Below are 16,558 nucleotides of genomic sequence, written 5' to 3'. Positions count from 1 at the left end.
TTCTTATACAATAACTTTTAGATATACTTGATAGTTATTGGTTTACGAGTAAGCTATTTACCGGACCAAGGTTCAGGAACAACGTTTCCCCAGTAGAATCATCCACACCATCATTGTCTGTTACGGCATAGAGCGTTCCATCTGCAGAAACCGTAAGACCTTCCAACTTATCTGGTGTCCAGCCTTTTGCCTGTTGAAGGTCCGACAGAACATCTCTCATCAGAGTTTTGCGCAGGACAGGGATTTCTTTCGATTCCAAAGGTGCTGCTGCCGTGTGTCGGACGGAGACACGATAAATTCGTTTGATAGCCGCATCCGGCCCGCCTTTGTTATCACGTTCAACAATAGCAAGGTCACCGTCGCCAAGACTGACGATTTCACTGAGACCAACCCAACCGCCAGCAGCACTTTCCGGTTCATCCAAACGATAGGCGTTCACACCCCACGCACCTGATTTAAGGTTGTACGAGATAATCTTAGCATAGCCTTTTTTATCATCCTTCCACGCCCGTTGAACCGCAATATAAAGCGTATTTCCTTCAAGCGCTATACCTTCAAGGCCATGCTTTTTCATCTGGTTTTCCAGCTCAACCGGCAGCGCAATTTCCCGAACAACTTGACCCGTCGGCAGGATATGCAGGATTTTACTCTCGCGTTTTTCGGGTTTACCCTCGGACACAACCCAGAAGGAACCATCAGGCGCAGCAACGATACCTTCCAGATCCAAGTTTTCAACAGCAACACCGTCTTTTGTTATGCGACGAGAGGCCACGATACGCGCTGGCTGTGCTGAAACATCAATAGTGAAAATATCGGCCTTGGAATAGAAGCTATCGTTCACTGCATATAGAATTGTAGGGTCCGACGGGTTAGCGGCAAGACCAGAAAGCGCGCCCCACCCTATAGGGGTGCCGTTCGCACCATCAACAGAAACGATCTGTGGTAAACTGACCGTTTTATCCCCTTGTTTGTAAATCGTGATGTTAGAACGATACCCGTCCTTGATATCGTCTTTTTCATTGGCAATGACGAGAAGCCCTCTCTCAGGAATGGTCACCAAGCCCTCAGGACCAACACCACCAGAAGGAAGTCCCTGAACAAAATCAAAGCGATTGTTCAGCTCACTTTCTGTTTTAACATCGTAATAAACACCGATGAGGTTCGCGCGTTCCAAACCAACGAACACTAAACGATCAGTGCCAAAGGTTCCAACCGTTACGCCCTCTGGTTCCGTTCCCTTTTTATGAGATCTTTTCTCTGGATAATGTCCCATGGAAACCGCAAGACGTTCTGTTTGTGCACCGCTGTCAAAAAGAACGTCACCTGCTTTTGAAAAGACTGTAAATCCTCGTGACCCGCCCTCGTAATCACCTTCATTGGCAATAACAAAGCGATCATTATCCAACCAGCTAACAGCATCTGGTTCTCGCTTAAGGTTCGTAAGGCTTTCCACCAGGGAGATGGTTTTATCTTTTGTATTATCAACCCCAGTAATGGAAGATGTACCAGCTGAATAGTGAGCCTGAATTGTATTATTTTCCAGATCGACAATAACGATGTGGTTGTTTTCCTGAAGCGTGACAACCGCCTGATTTAGCCCGTTGATAGAAACAAATTCCGGCTCAGGATCAGAAGGCGCAACCTTCGCAAGCCCCGTAAGGTCCGTGATCTTAGCCTGCTTACAATTCGATAACATACCCTTGTCATCGAGAATAAAGGTCGCAAGGTGCCCGGCAGGTGCCTGTGGAAGAACACCGTCGTTCAGATCTTCATCGCGCTCGTTTTCAATCGCAACCGCAAGGAATTTACCATTGGGACTAAGGGCAACACTGTCGGGTTGGCCAGAGACATCACATTTTGAAACAATCTTATTATTTACGAGATCAACAATTGCCATGTAACCGGATGGCTTTACAAAGCTCTTGGACGTATTGACCCCAACGTAGGCGTAATTCCCTTTTACGGTAACCGACGTTGGTTCGCCCCCGACCATCACTACGCCTGCAGGTTTTGGATGTGCTGGATCGAAAATATTTACTTTCCCAATCGCTTCCAATTCAGAATCTGTATAAACTAACATCGTGCCGTTCATAGCAGAGGATACGATTTCAGCTACAGTCTCGGTTGCTTTGTCTTTTCCCTTGGGCAGGTTTTGATAAATTGGAAAAGTGGATAGACGACCAAATGGCTCAACAGCAAGTGCGGAAGTTGTAAGACACATCGCAACAACGGCCAAGCTCGCAGATTTTCCAAGAGTTTTCATTTTGAGGTTCCCGATAATGAAGTAAGTGTTCTCCTCTTGCTATGCCGCTTTCAGATTTCAATTGAATGACAGTTCCGTGTTGTTTTCGGGTCATTTCCGGGAAGTTTTTATCCCTTGGCATTGCTTTCACGCCATTGAGTATGCCTCATGGCGAAAACAAGCTCGTCGGTCCACTCCCCCTTTGCCCATACGTTTTCGATTAAATGCGCCTCCTGCTCCAGGCCTAGCTTTTGTAAAAGACCCGCAGACGCAATATTACGGGGGTCACACCTCCCCGTAATACGGTGAAGTCCAAGCTTTTGAAAACCAAACCTCAAAATTTCGTTCGAAGCCTCATATCCATATCCCTTGCCGTGAAAATTCGGATTGAAAACAAAGCCGATTTCCCCCTGACAGGAAGCTTTATCCGTCAAAATCAGGACGAGATCACCAACAAAAGCGCCCGACACTTTTTCCTCAACAGCCAAGATCAATTTATCTCCATCCTTGTCGAGGGTCGTCATCTTCAAACGTAAATCCAAAACCTCTTTACTTTGTTCTAGGGTATGTACCTCTCCGTAGAGATACCTAACAACGTCGTCTTTTCGGCGCAGATCATAAAGCACTTCTAAATCGCCCTTGGTAAAACTCCGCAAGATCAGTCGTTTCGTTTCAAATCTGACGTCACGAATATCAACCTTAGAAATTTCAGGGGCACGCTCGACAAACGCCATTTTTAGACCTTCCCTTTTGGTATATTGGCTTCTCGTCTTTCTAACCTACCCGATAAGAACAAATTCTCAAGGCAAGTCAGATTAGGTACAAAAATTATCAATTTCTGAAAAACTACTAAGCTAACTAATTAAAATTAAACATATTAATTAATTATATTGACGTTTACGTAAAATGCGTAAAAAATATATCCATGATAGAAAGACGCTACTACACAATTACCGAACTCACGACTGAGTTTGCAGTTTCGACCCGTACTCTTCGGTTCTATGAAGATGAGAACCTGCTTAATCCTGAGCGGCAAGTTCGCAAACGTCTTTATACTCCCCGAGATAGAACACGCTTGAAGCTTATCCTACGCGGCAAACGGTTGGGGTTTTCTTTGGCTGAGATCCGGGAAATTATTGAAATGTACGACCATTCCCCAGGAGAAAAAGGACAGTTACTACGTCTTCAAGGTCGCATAAATGAGCGCAAAGCCGAACTGGAACAAAAACAAAAAGACATTCTGGAAACACTTGAAGAACTAAGTGTCGTCAATAATTCGATCCACCAACGTTTGAATGAGTTAGAGAAAAATAAGCATAAAAAACACAGGGAAGATAATCAACATGGCTAAGACAAAATTTGAACCTCGTAATCCAAATTATGCTGAACTAATCAGAGATAGTTATAGCAACACAGGATTTGGTAAAACACTTGGGGCAAGCCTAACAGTTATCGAACCTGGTTATGTAGAGATGGAGCTCCCTTTCCGAGCAGAGCTTTCTCAGCATCACGGTTTTTTTCAAGGCGGAGTTATCGGTGCGTTAGCAGACTATGTAGGTGGTTATGCAACTTATACTCTGATTGAAGAAAACGATTCCATCCTGACGGTCGAATACAAAATTAACATGATGGCCCCCGGGGCAGGTGAAAGTTTAATTGGAAAAGGAACCGTCCTAAGAGCAGGTCGTCGTGTTACAGTAGCACGCATGGATGTATACGCGCGTCAAACCGATGGGAGTGAAGTACATGTTGCGGCGGCGCAAGGCACTTTTATGCGCATGGAAAACAAACCTGATGTCGCAGCTACAATTGCAAAGATTCAAAAGACAAACTCGCACAGCTTAAGTCAGTAAAACCAGAAAACCCTTTCTATTGAGTTACCCACTATTGCGTAAGCGGAGATAAATACAATGAGTACCGGCCATACCTTCCCCAGTCTGAACTTTAATCTCGGTGAAGAAATCGACATGCTACGCGATAGCGTAAAGGCTTTTGCTGATGCAGAAATTGCTCCTCGTGCTGCAGAAATTGATGAAACCAATGAATTCCCAATGGATCTTTGGCGCAAGATGGGTGACTTGGGGTTGCTGGGCATTACTGCAGATGAAGAATATGGCGGCAGCGGGATGGGATACTTGGCCCATATTGTCACCATGGAAGAGCTTAGCAGAGCATCAGCCTCTGTCGCGTTGTCCTACGGCGCACATTCCAACCTTTGCGTAAATCAAATTAAACGTAACGGTTCTGCAGAGCAAAGAACAAAATACCTACCCAAGCTTATTACAGGTGAGCACGTTGGTGCTCTTGCCATGTCAGAACCCGGTGCAGGATCTGATGTCGTTTCTATGAGATTAAAGGCTGAGAAGAAGGGCGATAAATACGTACTCAACGGAACCAAAATGTGGATCACCAATGGTCCTGACGCAGACACACTTGTTGTTTATGCCAAAACTGACCCAGAAGCAGGTGCCAAAGGGATTACCGCCTTTATCATTGAAAAAGACTTCCCAGGATTTTCTGTAGCCCAAAAATTGGACAAACTTGGTATGCGGGGCTCTAACACTGGTGAGTTAGTTTTTCAAGACTGCGAAGTTCCCGAAGAAAATATCCTTGGCGCTCTTAACGGCGGTGTACGTGTTCTAATGTCAGGCCTGGATTATGAACGCGCGGTTCTTTCCGGCGGCCCACTGGGCATCATGTCCTCCTGTCTGGACGTTATCGTTCCTTACATCCATCAACGTAAACAGTTTGGTAAAGCCATTGGCGAATTCCAGCTGATGCAAGGAAAAATTGCTGATATCTATGCAACCTGGACCGCATGCCGATCTTATGTCTACGCTGTTGGTCAGGCCTGTGATCGTGGGGAAACCACACGAAAAGATGCGGCCGGTGCTATTTTGTATTCGGCAGAAAAGGCGACATGGATGGCTGGAGAATCAATACAGGTTCTCGGCGGAAATGGCTATATCAACGACTATCCGACAGGTCGCTTGTGGCGTGATGCCAAACTTTATGAAATCGGTGCCGGAACCAGTGAAATACGTCGTTACCTGATCGGCCGGGAACTCTTTGGGGAGACTGCGTAATGTCTGTCATTCGTTCCAAAATTTCCCCGAGATCGGAAGAGTTCAAAGCCAATGCCACCCATATGCAAGGCCTTGTTGATCAACTCAACAACGTCCTGGGGGAAACAGCAAAGGGTGGCCCTGACCACGCACGCGAGAAGCATCTATCGCGGGGTAAAATGCTTCCACGAGAACGTGTTGAAACCCTACTCGATCCCGGTTCACCCCTCTTGGAAATAGCACCTATTGCTGCACACGGCATGTATGATGCAAACATAGCAGCAGCTGGTGTAATCGCTGGTATAGGACTGATATCTGGCGTCGAGTGTATGATCCTCGCCAACGATGCCACTGTCAAAGGCGGTACCTATTATCCTATGACGGTGAAAAAGCATCTACGTGCTCAAGAAATTGCACAAGAAAACCGTCTACCCTGCGTCTACCTTGTTGATTCCGGCGGCGCCAATCTACCCAATCAGGATGAAGTCTTCCCCGATCGTGATCACTTTGGCCGGATCTTCTACAATCAAGCACAGATGTCTTCAATGGGCATCCCGCAAATCGCTGTCGTTATGGGGTCTTGTACAGCTGGTGGTGCTTATGTCCCAGCCATGTCTGATGAAACCATCATTGTTAAAGAACAAGGTACCATCTTCCTTGGCGGCCCTCCCCTCGTTAAAGCAGCAACAGGCGAGATTGTTTCCGCCGAAGATCTTGGTGGTGCCGATGTTCATACACGGCTTTCCGGTGTAGCTGATCATCTCGCTGAGAATGACGCCCACGCCATAACTATAGCACGTCACGTCGTGGCAAACCTGAACTGGCAAAAACCTAACCAGCTTAAGTTATCTAAACCAGAAGAACCGCTCTACGATCCCAAAGAAATATACGGCGTCGTACCCACGGATTTAAAAACACCATACGATGTACGTGAGATTATTGCACGTATCGTTGATGGTTCTCGCTTTGATGAATTTAAAGCCCGGTATGGCACCACTATTGTTTGTGGTTTCGCTCATATTTGGGGATATCCCGTTGGGATTGTAGCCAACAACGGTATTCTCTTTTCTGAAAGCGCCCAAAAAGCTGCACACTTTATAGAACTCTGTGCGCAACGCGGTATTCCACTGGTCTTCTTGCAGAACATCTCAGGCTTTATGATCGGTCGAAAGTATGAAACGGGTGGTATCGCAAAAGATGGTGCCAAGATGGTTACCGCTGTTGCCACTGCCAATGTACCAAAGTTCACGGTCTTGATTGGTGGTAGTTTCGGTGCTGGAAATTACGGCATGTGTGGACGCTCTTATCAGCCACGCTTTTTATGGATGTGGCCAAACTCACGCATATCCGTCATGGGTGGAGAACAGGCAGCGTCGGTGATGTCGACACTCAAACGCGATAATATCGAAGCGAAAGGGGAGAGCTGGTCCAAAGAAGAAGAAGCCACGTTTAAACAGCCCATGCTTGATATGTTCGAAGAACAAAGCTCTCCTTATTACGCCTCTGCACGACTTTGGGACGATGGCGTATTTGATCCCGCACGGACACGACGTGTTCTGGCACTCGGCCTCTCCGCTTCCCTCAACGCACCGATAAAAGACACCAAATTTGGTGTTTTCAGGATGTAATGACATGACATATCAAACACTTGAAATCGAATTTAAATCAGGCGCTGTCAGAATCTGGATGAACAGACCCGAAGTACACAACGCCCTTGATGAAATCATGATCGCCGAACTCAACGATGCCTTTACAAAATTTGGACAGAACACCGATGTCCATGCAATCGTTCTTGGGGGCCGCGGTAAAAGCTTTAGTGCGGGTGCCGACCTTGGTTGGATGAAACGCGCTGCAGATTTCACTGAAGAAGAAAACCACGAAGACGCTCTTAAACTGGCCCGGATGTTACAAGCTATCGCAGAATGCCCCAAACCTGTGATTGCGAGAGTTCAAGGTGCGGCGTTTGGTGGCGGTGTCGGGCTAACGGCAGCCGCTGATATCGCCATCGCTGGTGAGCACGCTAAATTTTGTCTCTCCGAAGTAAAACTCGGCCTCGTACCCGCGACGATTGCGCCTTACGTTGTTAAAGCAATGGGAGAAAGACAAGCCAGCCGATACTTCCTCACGGCAGAAATTTTCCGATCAGAAAAAGCGGCCGATATGGGCTTCGTCCATGAACACTGCACAGATGCTCAGCTCGATGCAAAGATTGAGGATCTACTTTTAGCTCTCAATCTTGCCGCTCCAGATGCTCTCGATACCGCCAAAGGCCTCATTCGATCCGTAAGTAATCGCCAACTTGACGAAGAGCTTATGAACGAAACCGCTGAACTGATTGCGCGCCAGCGCCTTACTCCCGAAGGACGCGAAGGTCTCGCAGCCTTTTTTGATAAACGCAAGGCTTCCTGGGTTGCCTGAATTTGAGAAATACGAGTTGGAAAAAATCTGATGTTTAAAAAAATTCTCATAGCAAACCGTGGTGAAATCGCCAGACGCATTATCCGTTCTGCCCGTTTGATGGGTGTAAAGACCGTGGCGGTCTATTCCGATGCTGATCGGGATGCCCCATTTGTCGGCGAAGCAGATGAGGCCGTCCACGTTGGCCCCCCAGCCCCGGCCGAAAGCTATCTCCTCACCGATCGTATTCTGGAAGTCGCCAAACAAACCAATGCTGAAGCCGTTCATCCTGGCTACGGTTTTCTTTCTGAAAATGCTAAATTCGCAGACAATTGCACGAAGTCTGACATCGTTTTCATCGGCCCCCCTGCCTCATCCATCATTGATATGGGAGACAAATCAGCCTCCAAGCGCTTGATGCGCAATGCAGGTGTTCCCCTGTCACCCGGATACGAAGGCGAAGATCAGGACGGTACATTCCTATCAGAACAAGCCGACAAAATCGGCTATCCTGTGATGATCAAAGCCTCATCAGGCGGGGGCGGCAAGGGTATGCGAATTGTCCATGCACCCTCTGAATTTAATGCCGCGCTTGCATCATGCCAACGCGAAGCCAAGGCCGCTTTTGGCGATGACCGGGTTCTTATTGAAAAGTTCATTGAAAACCCCCGCCACGTGGAAATTCAGGTTTTCGCCGACAATCACGGCAATACAATCCATCTGTTTGAGCGCGATTGCTCATCACAGCGACGGCATCAAAAAGTCATTGAAGAAGCCCCGGCCCCCGGTTTAAGTGACAAAACCCGCGCTGCCATGCACAAGGCCGCAATTGCCGCAGCCGAAGCGGTTGGTTATCGCGGTGCAGGTACTGTTGAGTTTCTGCTTGCCCCCAATGGCGAATTTTACTTTATGGAAATGAACACCCGCTTACAGGTTGAACACCCTGTAACCGAGATGATCACGGGGCTGGATCTGGTAGAATGGCAACTTCGGATCGCATCCGGCGAACCCCTTCCCGCCCAACAGAACGAAATCACCCTTACAGGTCATGCCTTTGAGGCTCGCATCTATGCCGAAGATCCTGACAACGATTTTCTTCCTGCAACGGGGGATTTGATCCGCCTGTCTTTCCCCAAAGCTTCAGAAAACATACGCGTTGATGCCGGGGTCGAAGAAGGTGGAACGGTATCCCCTCATTACGATCCAATGATCGCCAAATTGATCACCTGGGATGAAAACCGTGAAAAAGCGCTTGAAAGATTATGTTCTGCTCTGGATGACACACATATCGTTGGCTTAACGACTAATGTTGCCTTTCTATCCCGGCTCGCCAATGTAAAACCTTTTAAATCTGCAATTCTAGATACAGGCCTGATCGAACGCGAAAAGGATGCTCTTTTTCCAACCAGCACCCCAATCCCAGATCACGCCTTGATCCTTGCCTCTCTCGTCGAGCTTCTTGGATACAAACCGCAAGTTCCAGACACCGATCCTTTCTCTCCATGGGGAGCACAAGATGGTTGGCGTCTTGGCGGCCGTGCAAACCGAAAACTAAATTTCGTCAAAGAACAACAAGAATACCCCGTAAATGCTCTCTATAATGCTGAAGGTTTTTCTCTCGAAATCAGGGGGAGAAATTACCACGTCACTGGCAAGGTTAATGGTGATCAGGTTGAAGCAAACATAAATGGACACGCAATTAAAGCATCTGTGATCGTCTATGGTCTGGAACGTCATATCTTTGTTCATGGCGCCCACTATCAACTGGAACTTTTTGATCCGCTCGTTGCCGCAGAAGACCTCGGTGAAGATACTGGTGGTTTACGCGCGCCGATGCCTGGAAAAATTATCAAACTCTTTGCTGCAGTTGGTGATGAAGTCATGCCAGGCGATCCCCTGCTCGTATTGGAAGCCATGAAGATGGAACATACGATTGTTGCCCCAAACAAAGGGAAAATTAGTTCCTTCCTTGCTCAGGAAAACGAACAAGTCAACGAAGGTGATGTCCTGGTCGAATTAGATGTAGAGGGATAACACAATGGCTCAAACCTCTCCCAAACATGTAAAAATTGTAGAAGTCGGTCCACGAGACGGACTACAAAATGAAAAAGAACTGGTGCCAACCAAAGCCAAAATAGAATTAATCAATCGGCTTTCAAGCACCGGGTTAACAACCATCGAAGCCAGCGCCTTTGTTTCCCCCAAATGGGTGCCACAAATGGCGGACGCGAGTGACGTTCTGGCCCAAATAGAGAGAAAGCCTCATATTAGTTACCCTGTTCTCACACCAAACATGAAAGGGTTGGAACGAGCGATCGCCTCTGGTGTTAAAGAGATCGCCGTTTTTGGGGCAGCATCCGAAAGCTTCTCGCAAAAGAACATTAACTGCTCAATCAAAGAAAGCCTTGAGCGTTTTACCCCCGTTATAGAAACGGCTAAAAAAGCGGATATCAAAGTACGTGGGTACGTTTCTTGTGTCCTTGGCTGCCCTTATGAAGGTAATATTGCACCAGAAAAGGTCGCCGAGGTCTCACAAGACCTCTTTGATATGGGCTGTACCGAAATAAGTCTCGGCGATACCATTGGCGTTGGAACTCCACTATCTACCCGACGTATGATTGAAGCCGTCACCAAACGCGTTCCGCTTGAGCATATAGCGGGCCATTACCACGACACCTATGGTCAGGCCCTCGCCAATATCTATGCCTCATGGGATATGGGCGTTTCAGTGTTTGACACTTCTGTGGCTGGACTGGGGGGATGCCCTTACGCAAAAGGTGCCTCTGGAAATGTTGCCACAGAAGATGTTGTCTACATGTTTGATGGCATGGGCGTCGAAACTGGCGTGGACCTCAAAAAGCTGGTTGAAGCTGCCTGGTACATTGCAGGCGTCCTTGCCAAAAAACCCAACTCAAAGCTCTCACGGGTCATGGAAATATCAGGCAGTTAGCCTGCTATCCCGGCCCCATTAAAAATAGATTGTTGCAAGAGGAAGAATGAAATGAAGTTATCTGGTATTACAGCGCTGATCACTGGCGCAGGTTCCGGACTGGGCGAGGCCGTCGCCCGTCACCTTACATCAAAAGGCGTCCAGTGCGGTCTTATGGATCTGAATGACGAAGGCGTGAACCGGGTTGCAGCAGAACTGGATGCTATAGCCGTTACGGCTGATGTCACAGACCCTGACGGCGTTCGCTCTGCGATCAAGGTCATCGAAGATACCCTTGGTCCTATTCGAATTGTTGTTAATTGTGCCGGTATTGCTCCGGGAGCCAAATTAGTCGGTCGCGAAGGTGCACACGATTTGGAGCTCTTTCGTAAAACGATTGAAATCAATTTAGTCGGCGCTTTTAATGTCATGCGCCTGGCCGCTGAAAAAATGGTAACCTATGACGAGATCGAGGGCGAACGCGGAGTGATCATAAACACAGCCTCTATTGCCGCCTGGGAAGGTCAGATTGGACAAGCCGCTTATGCCGCCTCAAAAGGCGGCGTGGCCTCTCTCACGCTTCCTCTTTCAAGAGAGTTGGCACGCAGTGCAATCCGTGTCATGGCCATCGCCCCCGGAATCATGGAGACGCCGATGATTGCCGCCATGTCAGATAAGGTGAAAGAAGCCTTGATCGAAAAAAGCCTTCACCCGAAACGCTTGGGACAACCGGAAGAATTTGCCAGCCTTGTTGCCCATATTTGCGAGAACGCTTTTCTTAATGGATCAACCATCCGACTTGATGGGTCGGTTCGTCTTTCCTAAAGCAAGAACACAGACAGAATAACCACCTATTAACTGCTCAGATATAAACCAGAGCACAATCACTGGAAAATAACATGACAGACCCTATCGTAATTGTATCAGCCGCCCGAACTCCCATGGGATCTTTCCAGGGAGTTCTATCCCCCCTCTCAACAACTGACCTCGGCGCAGTCGCTATTAAAGCTGCAGTCTCACGCGCAGGAATACCGGCTGAAGACGTAGAAGAAGTAATGATGGGCTGCGTTTTACCAGCAGGCCTTGGTCAGGCACCTGCACGCCAGGCTGCCATTAAAGGTGGCCTGCCTCTATCTGCAGGTTGCACCACCGTGAATAAGGTCTGTGGATCAGGTATGAAAACAGTCATGCTTGCTCACGATGCCATCAAGGCAGGGACTGTGGATATCATTGTTGCGGGCGGCATGGAAAGCATGACCAATGCTCCTTACATCTTACCAAAAGCACGCGGCGGAATGCGTATGGGGCACGGCACTGTGATTGACCATATGTTTATGGATGGGCTAGAAGACGCCTACTTCGATAAAGGTGGACTCATGGGAACTTTTGCTGAAGCCACAGCAGACAAATACCAAGCCACACGCGAAGATCAGGATGCTTTTGCCATTGAAAGTCTGAATCGTGCAAAAAAAGCCACTGAAGCTGGACACTTTAAAGAAGAAATAGAACCACTCACGGTTAAAAATCGTAAAAGTGAAACTTTGGTTGAAACTGACGAACAACCTTTTGCTGTAGATACCAACAAAATCCCCAAGTTGCGTCCCGCGTTTCGTGCCGATGGTACTGTAACTGCGGCTTCATCATCATCCATATCCGATGGTGCGGCAGCTTTGGTTTTAATGAAAAAATCTGAGGCCGATAAACGCGGCTTAACGCCTCTCGCATCTATCAATGCCCACGCAACCCACTCTCAAGAACCGTGTTGGTTTACCACCGCCCCAGTCGGCGCTATCAATAAAGTATTAGGCAAAGCAGGTTGGAATAGCGAAGAGGTTGATCTTTATGAAATCAACGAAGCCTTTGCAGTCGTTACCATTGCTGCAATTAAGGATCTTAATTTATCCCCAGAGAAAGTTAATGTAAACGGTGGAGCCTGTGCATTAGGGCATCCCATTGGTGCATCAGGTACGCGCTTGATTGTAACACTCCTGCACGCCTTGAAACGTACGGGTGGTAAAAAAGGAATTGCAAGCCTCTGTATTGGTGGAGGTGAAGCAACGGCTATGGCCGTGGAGCTTTTATAGTTTTAAGTTACACTATTTAATAACAAATACTTAGCTCGAAGCATTATTTTGCTTCGGGCTTTTTTGTACTTCAAATAATCAGTTAGTTAATAACCTCAACCAGAAAACAACCTGTTTTACTAATAATTAAACTTTATATACCACCATAGGTAATCATATTACGCAAATTTTGTCGCAAGGGTAATGGTGATGTGTTCGAATGAATCCCCCACACTAGTTTCTTTTTTATTCACTAATTCATTATACGCGTCACACCAGGAGACGGATTTCGATAATACTTATATTAAATTATTTTTATAGGGGATAAACGGTAATGAAAGGTGGTTTATATAAGATTGCTGCCACGACATTTGCGCTGTCTCTTGGCTTAATACTTGTTTTTGCATATGTAGAATCAAAAAAAATACACCCCGTCCATATGCAAGAACTAAGTCTCATGTTGCACAAACTAAAGGCAAATGAGACCTCAATGACAGAAACTATCTTGAAATCACAAATGGCGTCCTTGCCAGATTTTACAGAACTCAAAACCGCAGACAGTATTATCACTAATATAATGAGTACTCTGGAAACGGATTTTAATCATCATGATGAAATAAAGCCCCAAACAAGAATTCTATTAAATAACTACCTTACCAATCATACGAAACGAAAAATATTAATTGAAACGTTTGAACAGCAATTTGTCTTATACCAAGACAATAATCAATCACTTCAAAAAGCTCTTGTACAATTTTCACAAAACTACAAAACAACAAATGAAAACGCATGGCTGCTTGATAGAATTTTAAATCTCTACTTAATGATCAATTCAAACGATGTTGATAACCCACGAATTATAAGTACCGCGATCTCATCCATAAAAGAAGATATTTCTTCAATTTCTCCCTCCTTGGCAGAAGGACATCTCACAATCCTCCGGGCCATCCTTAAACATGCAGAGGAAACGGTAAAAACGAAAGTTCGCTTAACGAGTTTGACGACTAAACTTACCAATATTGGAAATATCAGTATATTAGCAGAATTGAGTGAGAGCCAAAATAAACAATTCAAAATTTATTATGAAGAATCAGAATTTTATACTCAAATAATGTTTGCGGCTACTTGTATCCTTCTCCTTGGAATTGCTTTTGCGTTTTACAAACTCTTTAAAACAACCTCTTCCTTGAACAGAACTAAGTCACTACTCGAAACCCGTGTTTTACACAGAACTGCCGAACTCGAAAATGCAACAAAACAAGCGGAATCTGCTAACCTCGCGAAATCTAGATTTCTTGCTTCAATGAGCCATGAAATTCGAACACCTATGAACGGTGTTCTTGGTATGGTCAGTTCATTACTTGGCACTAAACTCACAAGCGATCAGCATAATAGTGTATTTACTATCAAAGAGTCAGGCGAAGCCTTGCTTTCACTACTTAATGATATCCTTGATCTTTCAAAAATTGAAGCCGAAAAAATTGAACTTGAGGAAATAGATTTTTCCCTGTCTAAAGTATTAGATTCCACCGAAGCTCTTTGGGAATCACGTGCCAGGGCTAAAAATTTAAGATTCCAGGTCCTCTATTCTCCAAGTAGTACCGACATCATAAAGGGCGATCCAGGACGGGTTAGGCAAATTCTTTATAACTTAATTGGAAATGCGATCAAATTCACCCAAACTGGAAAAATTTTAATTATTATAGAAGAAGTTGCCACGCAAAATAACAGGCTAAAATTCAGGTTTGAAGTCGAAGATAGTGGTGTGGGCATTACTCGAGAAAACCAAGAAAAACTTTTTCAAGCCTTTACCCAAGCTGACACGACAACAACCAGAAAATTTGGAGGCACAGGATTAGGCCTTGTGATCTGTAAACAGCTAACGATGTTAATGGATGGCGATATCGGTGTCGAAAGTACCGAAGGGCTTGGTTCTACTTTTTGGTTCACCATAGAAGTTGAAAAGGGAGATCCAAAAAAAGTTAAAGAAGTAGAAGACGCAGAAGCCCTGCGAAATAGACCTCCGGAGCATATAGGAAAGTCAATTAAAATACTGGTAGCCGAAGATAACAAGATAAATCAAAAGGTAATCCAATCTTTACTGACACCCTTGAACTGTACCTTACATATCGTTGAGAATGGTCTTGAGGCATACATCGCAGTACAAAAACAGCCTTATGATGTCATTCTGATGGATGTGCAAATGCCACAAATGGATGGTCCAACGGCCACCCAACGAATAAGAGAGTTAAACGCGCCCACAGCCAAAATTCCAATTATCGCACTTACAGCAAACGCTATGAAAGGCGATAGAGAATATTATCTTGCTTGTGGTATGGATGACTATGTTTCGAAACCCATTGATCAACGAGCACTAATTGGCGCCATCTCCAGGTGGGTTAGCGCTTCAAGCATCTCTCAATCCATAAATTCAGGTCTTAAAGCTGTTGAAAAACCAAAAGAGTTAAGTAAAAAAGCTAAATCTGAAATGCAAAAACTTCAGAATGATCTCGAAAATATTATGAACGATCTCCCTTAAAGGTCTTTCGTTACTGTCTTAGCTTACTCCCCCACTTCGAGTATCATTAATGACCTTTCCATCGTTCGGTAAATCACCGACAGTTTTGAAAATAACTTCACCTCTTAATCGGCATTCAATCCTGATCGTTTCCGATATTTGTCTCTCAAGTTCAGGGATATTCTTGATATTTAGCACTTCACAATGTAAGACCATGTTGTCTTTACCATTGAGATCTGAAACCTCTAAACGTGCTTTGACAATTTCGGGATGTTTTTCAACAACCCGTCCGACCTGTTCTGGATGGATAAACATACCCCGGACTTTCGTCGTTTGATCGGCACGTCCCATCCAGCCTTTGATCCGCCGATTGCTTCTGCCACAAGGACTTTGTCCTTCCATAATTGCAGAAAGATCACCTGTTGCAAATCGGATGAGAGGGTAGTTGGGATTAAAACAGGTCACAATAACTTCGCCAACCTCGCCTTCTGGCACCAGATCCCCGGTTCCAGGGCGAACAATTTCGACAATAACATCTTCATCGATTATCATGCCCTCCATCGCACTGCTCTCATAGGCAATCAATCCCACATCAGCAGTGGCATAGCATTGCCGAACATGGATACCTTTTTCTTGATAGTAATTCCGTAAATCTGGAAAAAGCGGCCCGCCTGTAACAAGAGCTTTGTCTATGGAAGTAATAGGCGTATCCAAACTCTCTGCTCTCTCCAGTATAATTTTTAGAAAGTCAGGGGTTCCCATGTAGGTATCGGATTGAAAGCGATTAATCGCTTTAACCTGATCCTCAGTTTGCCCAACGCCTCCTGGAAACACGGCACAACCCAGTGTACGCGCAGCATAGTCAAACATGATCCCCGCTGGCGTGAAATGATATGCAAAACAATTATGTGCAATTCCACCTCTACGCAAACCAACAGCATGAAGAGCGCGGGCCACCCGCCATATGTCCTCGTCTTTACCTTGTGGTTCAACAATGGGGCCAGGCGATAGAAACAAGCGCGCCATTTCACCGGCAGGAACCATACCAAGTCCGCCAAAAGGTGGCGCAGAACTTTGTAATTCAATCAGTTCAGACTTTCGAACAATTGGAAGGGCAGCAAGATCAGATAAACCTTTTAGACTCTCAACCTTAATCTGCTTTAGGGATTCACGATAAAAGGGCGACAATTCTTTAGCTGAATTAATTAAACGACGTAATTTTTCAAGATGATCATTTTCGCGCTCAACTTGGCTGCGTGTTTCTTTATGATCAAAATAGTCACTCATTTTACAGTATTCCAAATTTAACAAAAATCAGGGCAATCTAGGCCTAATCAAACAGAT

General features: G+C 45.8%; 13 protein-coding genes. 10 read left to right on the top strand and 3 right to left on the bottom strand.

What is annotated here, in order from left to right; all coding sequences use genetic code 11:
- Positions 1–34: 34 nt before the first annotated feature.
- Together ACFSKO_RS06440 and ACFSKO_RS06435 are read right to left on the bottom strand one after the other, a co-directional pair.
- Complete coding sequence (locus tag ACFSKO_RS06440; protein WP_380249653.1) at positions 35–2,263, bottom strand: esterase-like activity of phytase family protein; 2,229 nt, start codon at positions 2,261–2,263, stop codon at positions 35–37.
- 107 nt (positions 2,264–2,370) lie between these two features.
- Positions 2,371–2,976 (bottom strand): GNAT family N-acetyltransferase, encoded by a 606-nt coding sequence (locus ACFSKO_RS06435; RefSeq protein WP_380249651.1) that lies wholly within the window; start codon positions 2,974–2,976, stop codon positions 2,371–2,373.
- Between the two features lie 191 nt (positions 2,977–3,167).
- Between ACFSKO_RS06435 and ACFSKO_RS06430 the strand changes: the two genes are divergently transcribed.
- From ACFSKO_RS06430 to ACFSKO_RS06385, 10 genes are all read left to right on the top strand, one after another.
- Positions 3,168–3,593, top strand: a complete 426-nt coding sequence (locus ACFSKO_RS06430) for a MerR family transcriptional regulator (protein ID WP_380249649.1) — start codon at positions 3,168–3,170, stop codon at positions 3,591–3,593.
- The gene (locus ACFSKO_RS06425) at positions 3,586–4,095 is read left to right on the top strand and encodes a PaaI family thioesterase (RefSeq protein WP_380249647.1); all 510 of its coding nucleotides are present in this window, start codon (positions 3,586–3,588) and stop codon (positions 4,093–4,095) included. Before ACFSKO_RS06430 ends, ACFSKO_RS06425 begins: the two co-directional genes overlap by 8 nt.
- A 57-nt stretch (positions 4,096–4,152) precedes the next feature.
- Positions 4,153–5,328, top strand: coding sequence for an isovaleryl-CoA dehydrogenase (locus tag ACFSKO_RS06420; protein WP_380249645.1), 1,176 nt, complete (start codon positions 4,153–4,155; stop codon positions 5,326–5,328).
- Positions 5,328–6,935 (top strand): carboxyl transferase domain-containing protein, encoded by a 1,608-nt coding sequence (locus ACFSKO_RS06415; protein WP_380249643.1) that lies wholly within the window; start codon positions 5,328–5,330, stop codon positions 6,933–6,935. The genes ACFSKO_RS06420 and ACFSKO_RS06415 overlap by 1 nt, the downstream gene beginning before the upstream one ends.
- Positions 6,936–6,939: 4 nt before the next feature.
- A complete protein-coding gene (locus ACFSKO_RS06410) occupies positions 6,940–7,725 on the top strand; it encodes an enoyl-CoA hydratase/isomerase family protein (RefSeq protein WP_380249641.1) in 786 nt (261 codons plus the stop codon).
- A 30-nt stretch (positions 7,726–7,755) separates the two neighbouring features.
- Positions 7,756–9,738 (top strand): acetyl/propionyl/methylcrotonyl-CoA carboxylase subunit alpha, encoded by a 1,983-nt coding sequence (locus ACFSKO_RS06405; protein ID WP_380249639.1) that lies wholly within the window; start codon positions 7,756–7,758, stop codon positions 9,736–9,738.
- 4 nt (positions 9,739–9,742) lie between these two features.
- Complete coding sequence (locus tag ACFSKO_RS06400; RefSeq protein WP_380249637.1) at positions 9,743–10,654, top strand: hydroxymethylglutaryl-CoA lyase; 912 nt, start codon at positions 9,743–9,745, stop codon at positions 10,652–10,654.
- Between the two features lie 51 nt (positions 10,655–10,705).
- A complete protein-coding gene (locus ACFSKO_RS06395; protein ID WP_380249635.1) occupies positions 10,706–11,458 on the top strand; it encodes an SDR family NAD(P)-dependent oxidoreductase in 753 nt (250 codons plus the stop codon).
- Between the two features lie 74 nt (positions 11,459–11,532).
- Entirely contained in the window at positions 11,533–12,717 is a 1,185-nt protein-coding gene (locus ACFSKO_RS06390; RefSeq protein ID WP_380249633.1) for an acetyl-CoA C-acyltransferase, read from the top strand.
- 313 nt (positions 12,718–13,030) lie between these two features.
- Entirely contained in the window at positions 13,031–15,235 is a 2,205-nt protein-coding gene (locus tag ACFSKO_RS06385; protein WP_380249631.1) for an ATP-binding protein, read from the top strand.
- Between the two features lie 18 nt (positions 15,236–15,253).
- On the opposite strand, the gene ACFSKO_RS06380 is transcribed toward ACFSKO_RS06385, so the two are convergent.
- Positions 15,254–16,501: a phenylacetate--CoA ligase family protein gene (locus ACFSKO_RS06380; RefSeq protein ID WP_380249629.1), complete on the bottom strand. Its 1,248-nt coding sequence runs from the start codon at positions 16,499–16,501 to the stop codon at positions 15,254–15,256.
- Positions 16,502–16,558: the final 57 nt, after the last annotated feature.

The sequence above is a fragment of the Kiloniella antarctica genome, assembly GCF_042682825.1.
Taxonomy (GTDB): Bacteria; Pseudomonadota; Alphaproteobacteria; order Kiloniellales; family Kiloniellaceae; genus Kiloniella; species Kiloniella antarctica.
The sequence above is the reverse complement of the archived record's forward strand: the minus strand, read 5'-3'. Positions and strand labels throughout refer to the sequence as shown.

Bases quoted from the DNA above. Each gene is read 5' to 3' on its own strand.
- ACFSKO_RS06440 (WP_380249653.1), bottom strand. From the start codon at position 2,263: ATGAAAACTCTTGGAAAATCTGCGAGCTTGGCCGTTGTTGCGATGTGT.
- ACFSKO_RS06435 (WP_380249651.1), bottom strand. From the start codon at position 2,976: ATGGCGTTTGTCGAGCGTGCCCCTGAAATTTCTAAGGTTGATATTCGT.
- ACFSKO_RS06430 (WP_380249649.1), top strand. From the start codon at position 3,168: ATGATAGAAAGACGCTACTACACAATTACCGAACTCACGACTGAGTTT.
- ACFSKO_RS06425 (WP_380249647.1), top strand. From the start codon at position 3,586: ATGGCTAAGACAAAATTTGAACCTCGTAATCCAAATTATGCTGAACTA.
- ACFSKO_RS06420 (WP_380249645.1), top strand. From the start codon at position 4,153: ATGAGTACCGGCCATACCTTCCCCAGTCTGAACTTTAATCTCGGTGAA.
- ACFSKO_RS06415 (WP_380249643.1), top strand. From the start codon at position 5,328: ATGTCTGTCATTCGTTCCAAAATTTCCCCGAGATCGGAAGAGTTCAAA.
- ACFSKO_RS06410 (WP_380249641.1), top strand. From the start codon at position 6,940: ATGACATATCAAACACTTGAAATCGAATTTAAATCAGGCGCTGTCAGA.
- ACFSKO_RS06405 (WP_380249639.1), top strand. From the start codon at position 7,756: ATGTTTAAAAAAATTCTCATAGCAAACCGTGGTGAAATCGCCAGACGC.
- ACFSKO_RS06400 (WP_380249637.1), top strand. From the start codon at position 9,743: ATGGCTCAAACCTCTCCCAAACATGTAAAAATTGTAGAAGTCGGTCCA.
- ACFSKO_RS06395 (WP_380249635.1), top strand. From the start codon at position 10,706: ATGAAGTTATCTGGTATTACAGCGCTGATCACTGGCGCAGGTTCCGGA.
- ACFSKO_RS06390 (WP_380249633.1), top strand. From the start codon at position 11,533: ATGACAGACCCTATCGTAATTGTATCAGCCGCCCGAACTCCCATGGGA.
- ACFSKO_RS06385 (WP_380249631.1), top strand. From the start codon at position 13,031: ATGAAAGGTGGTTTATATAAGATTGCTGCCACGACATTTGCGCTGTCT.
- ACFSKO_RS06380 (WP_380249629.1), bottom strand. From the start codon at position 16,501: ATGAGTGACTATTTTGATCATAAAGAAACACGCAGCCAAGTTGAGCGC.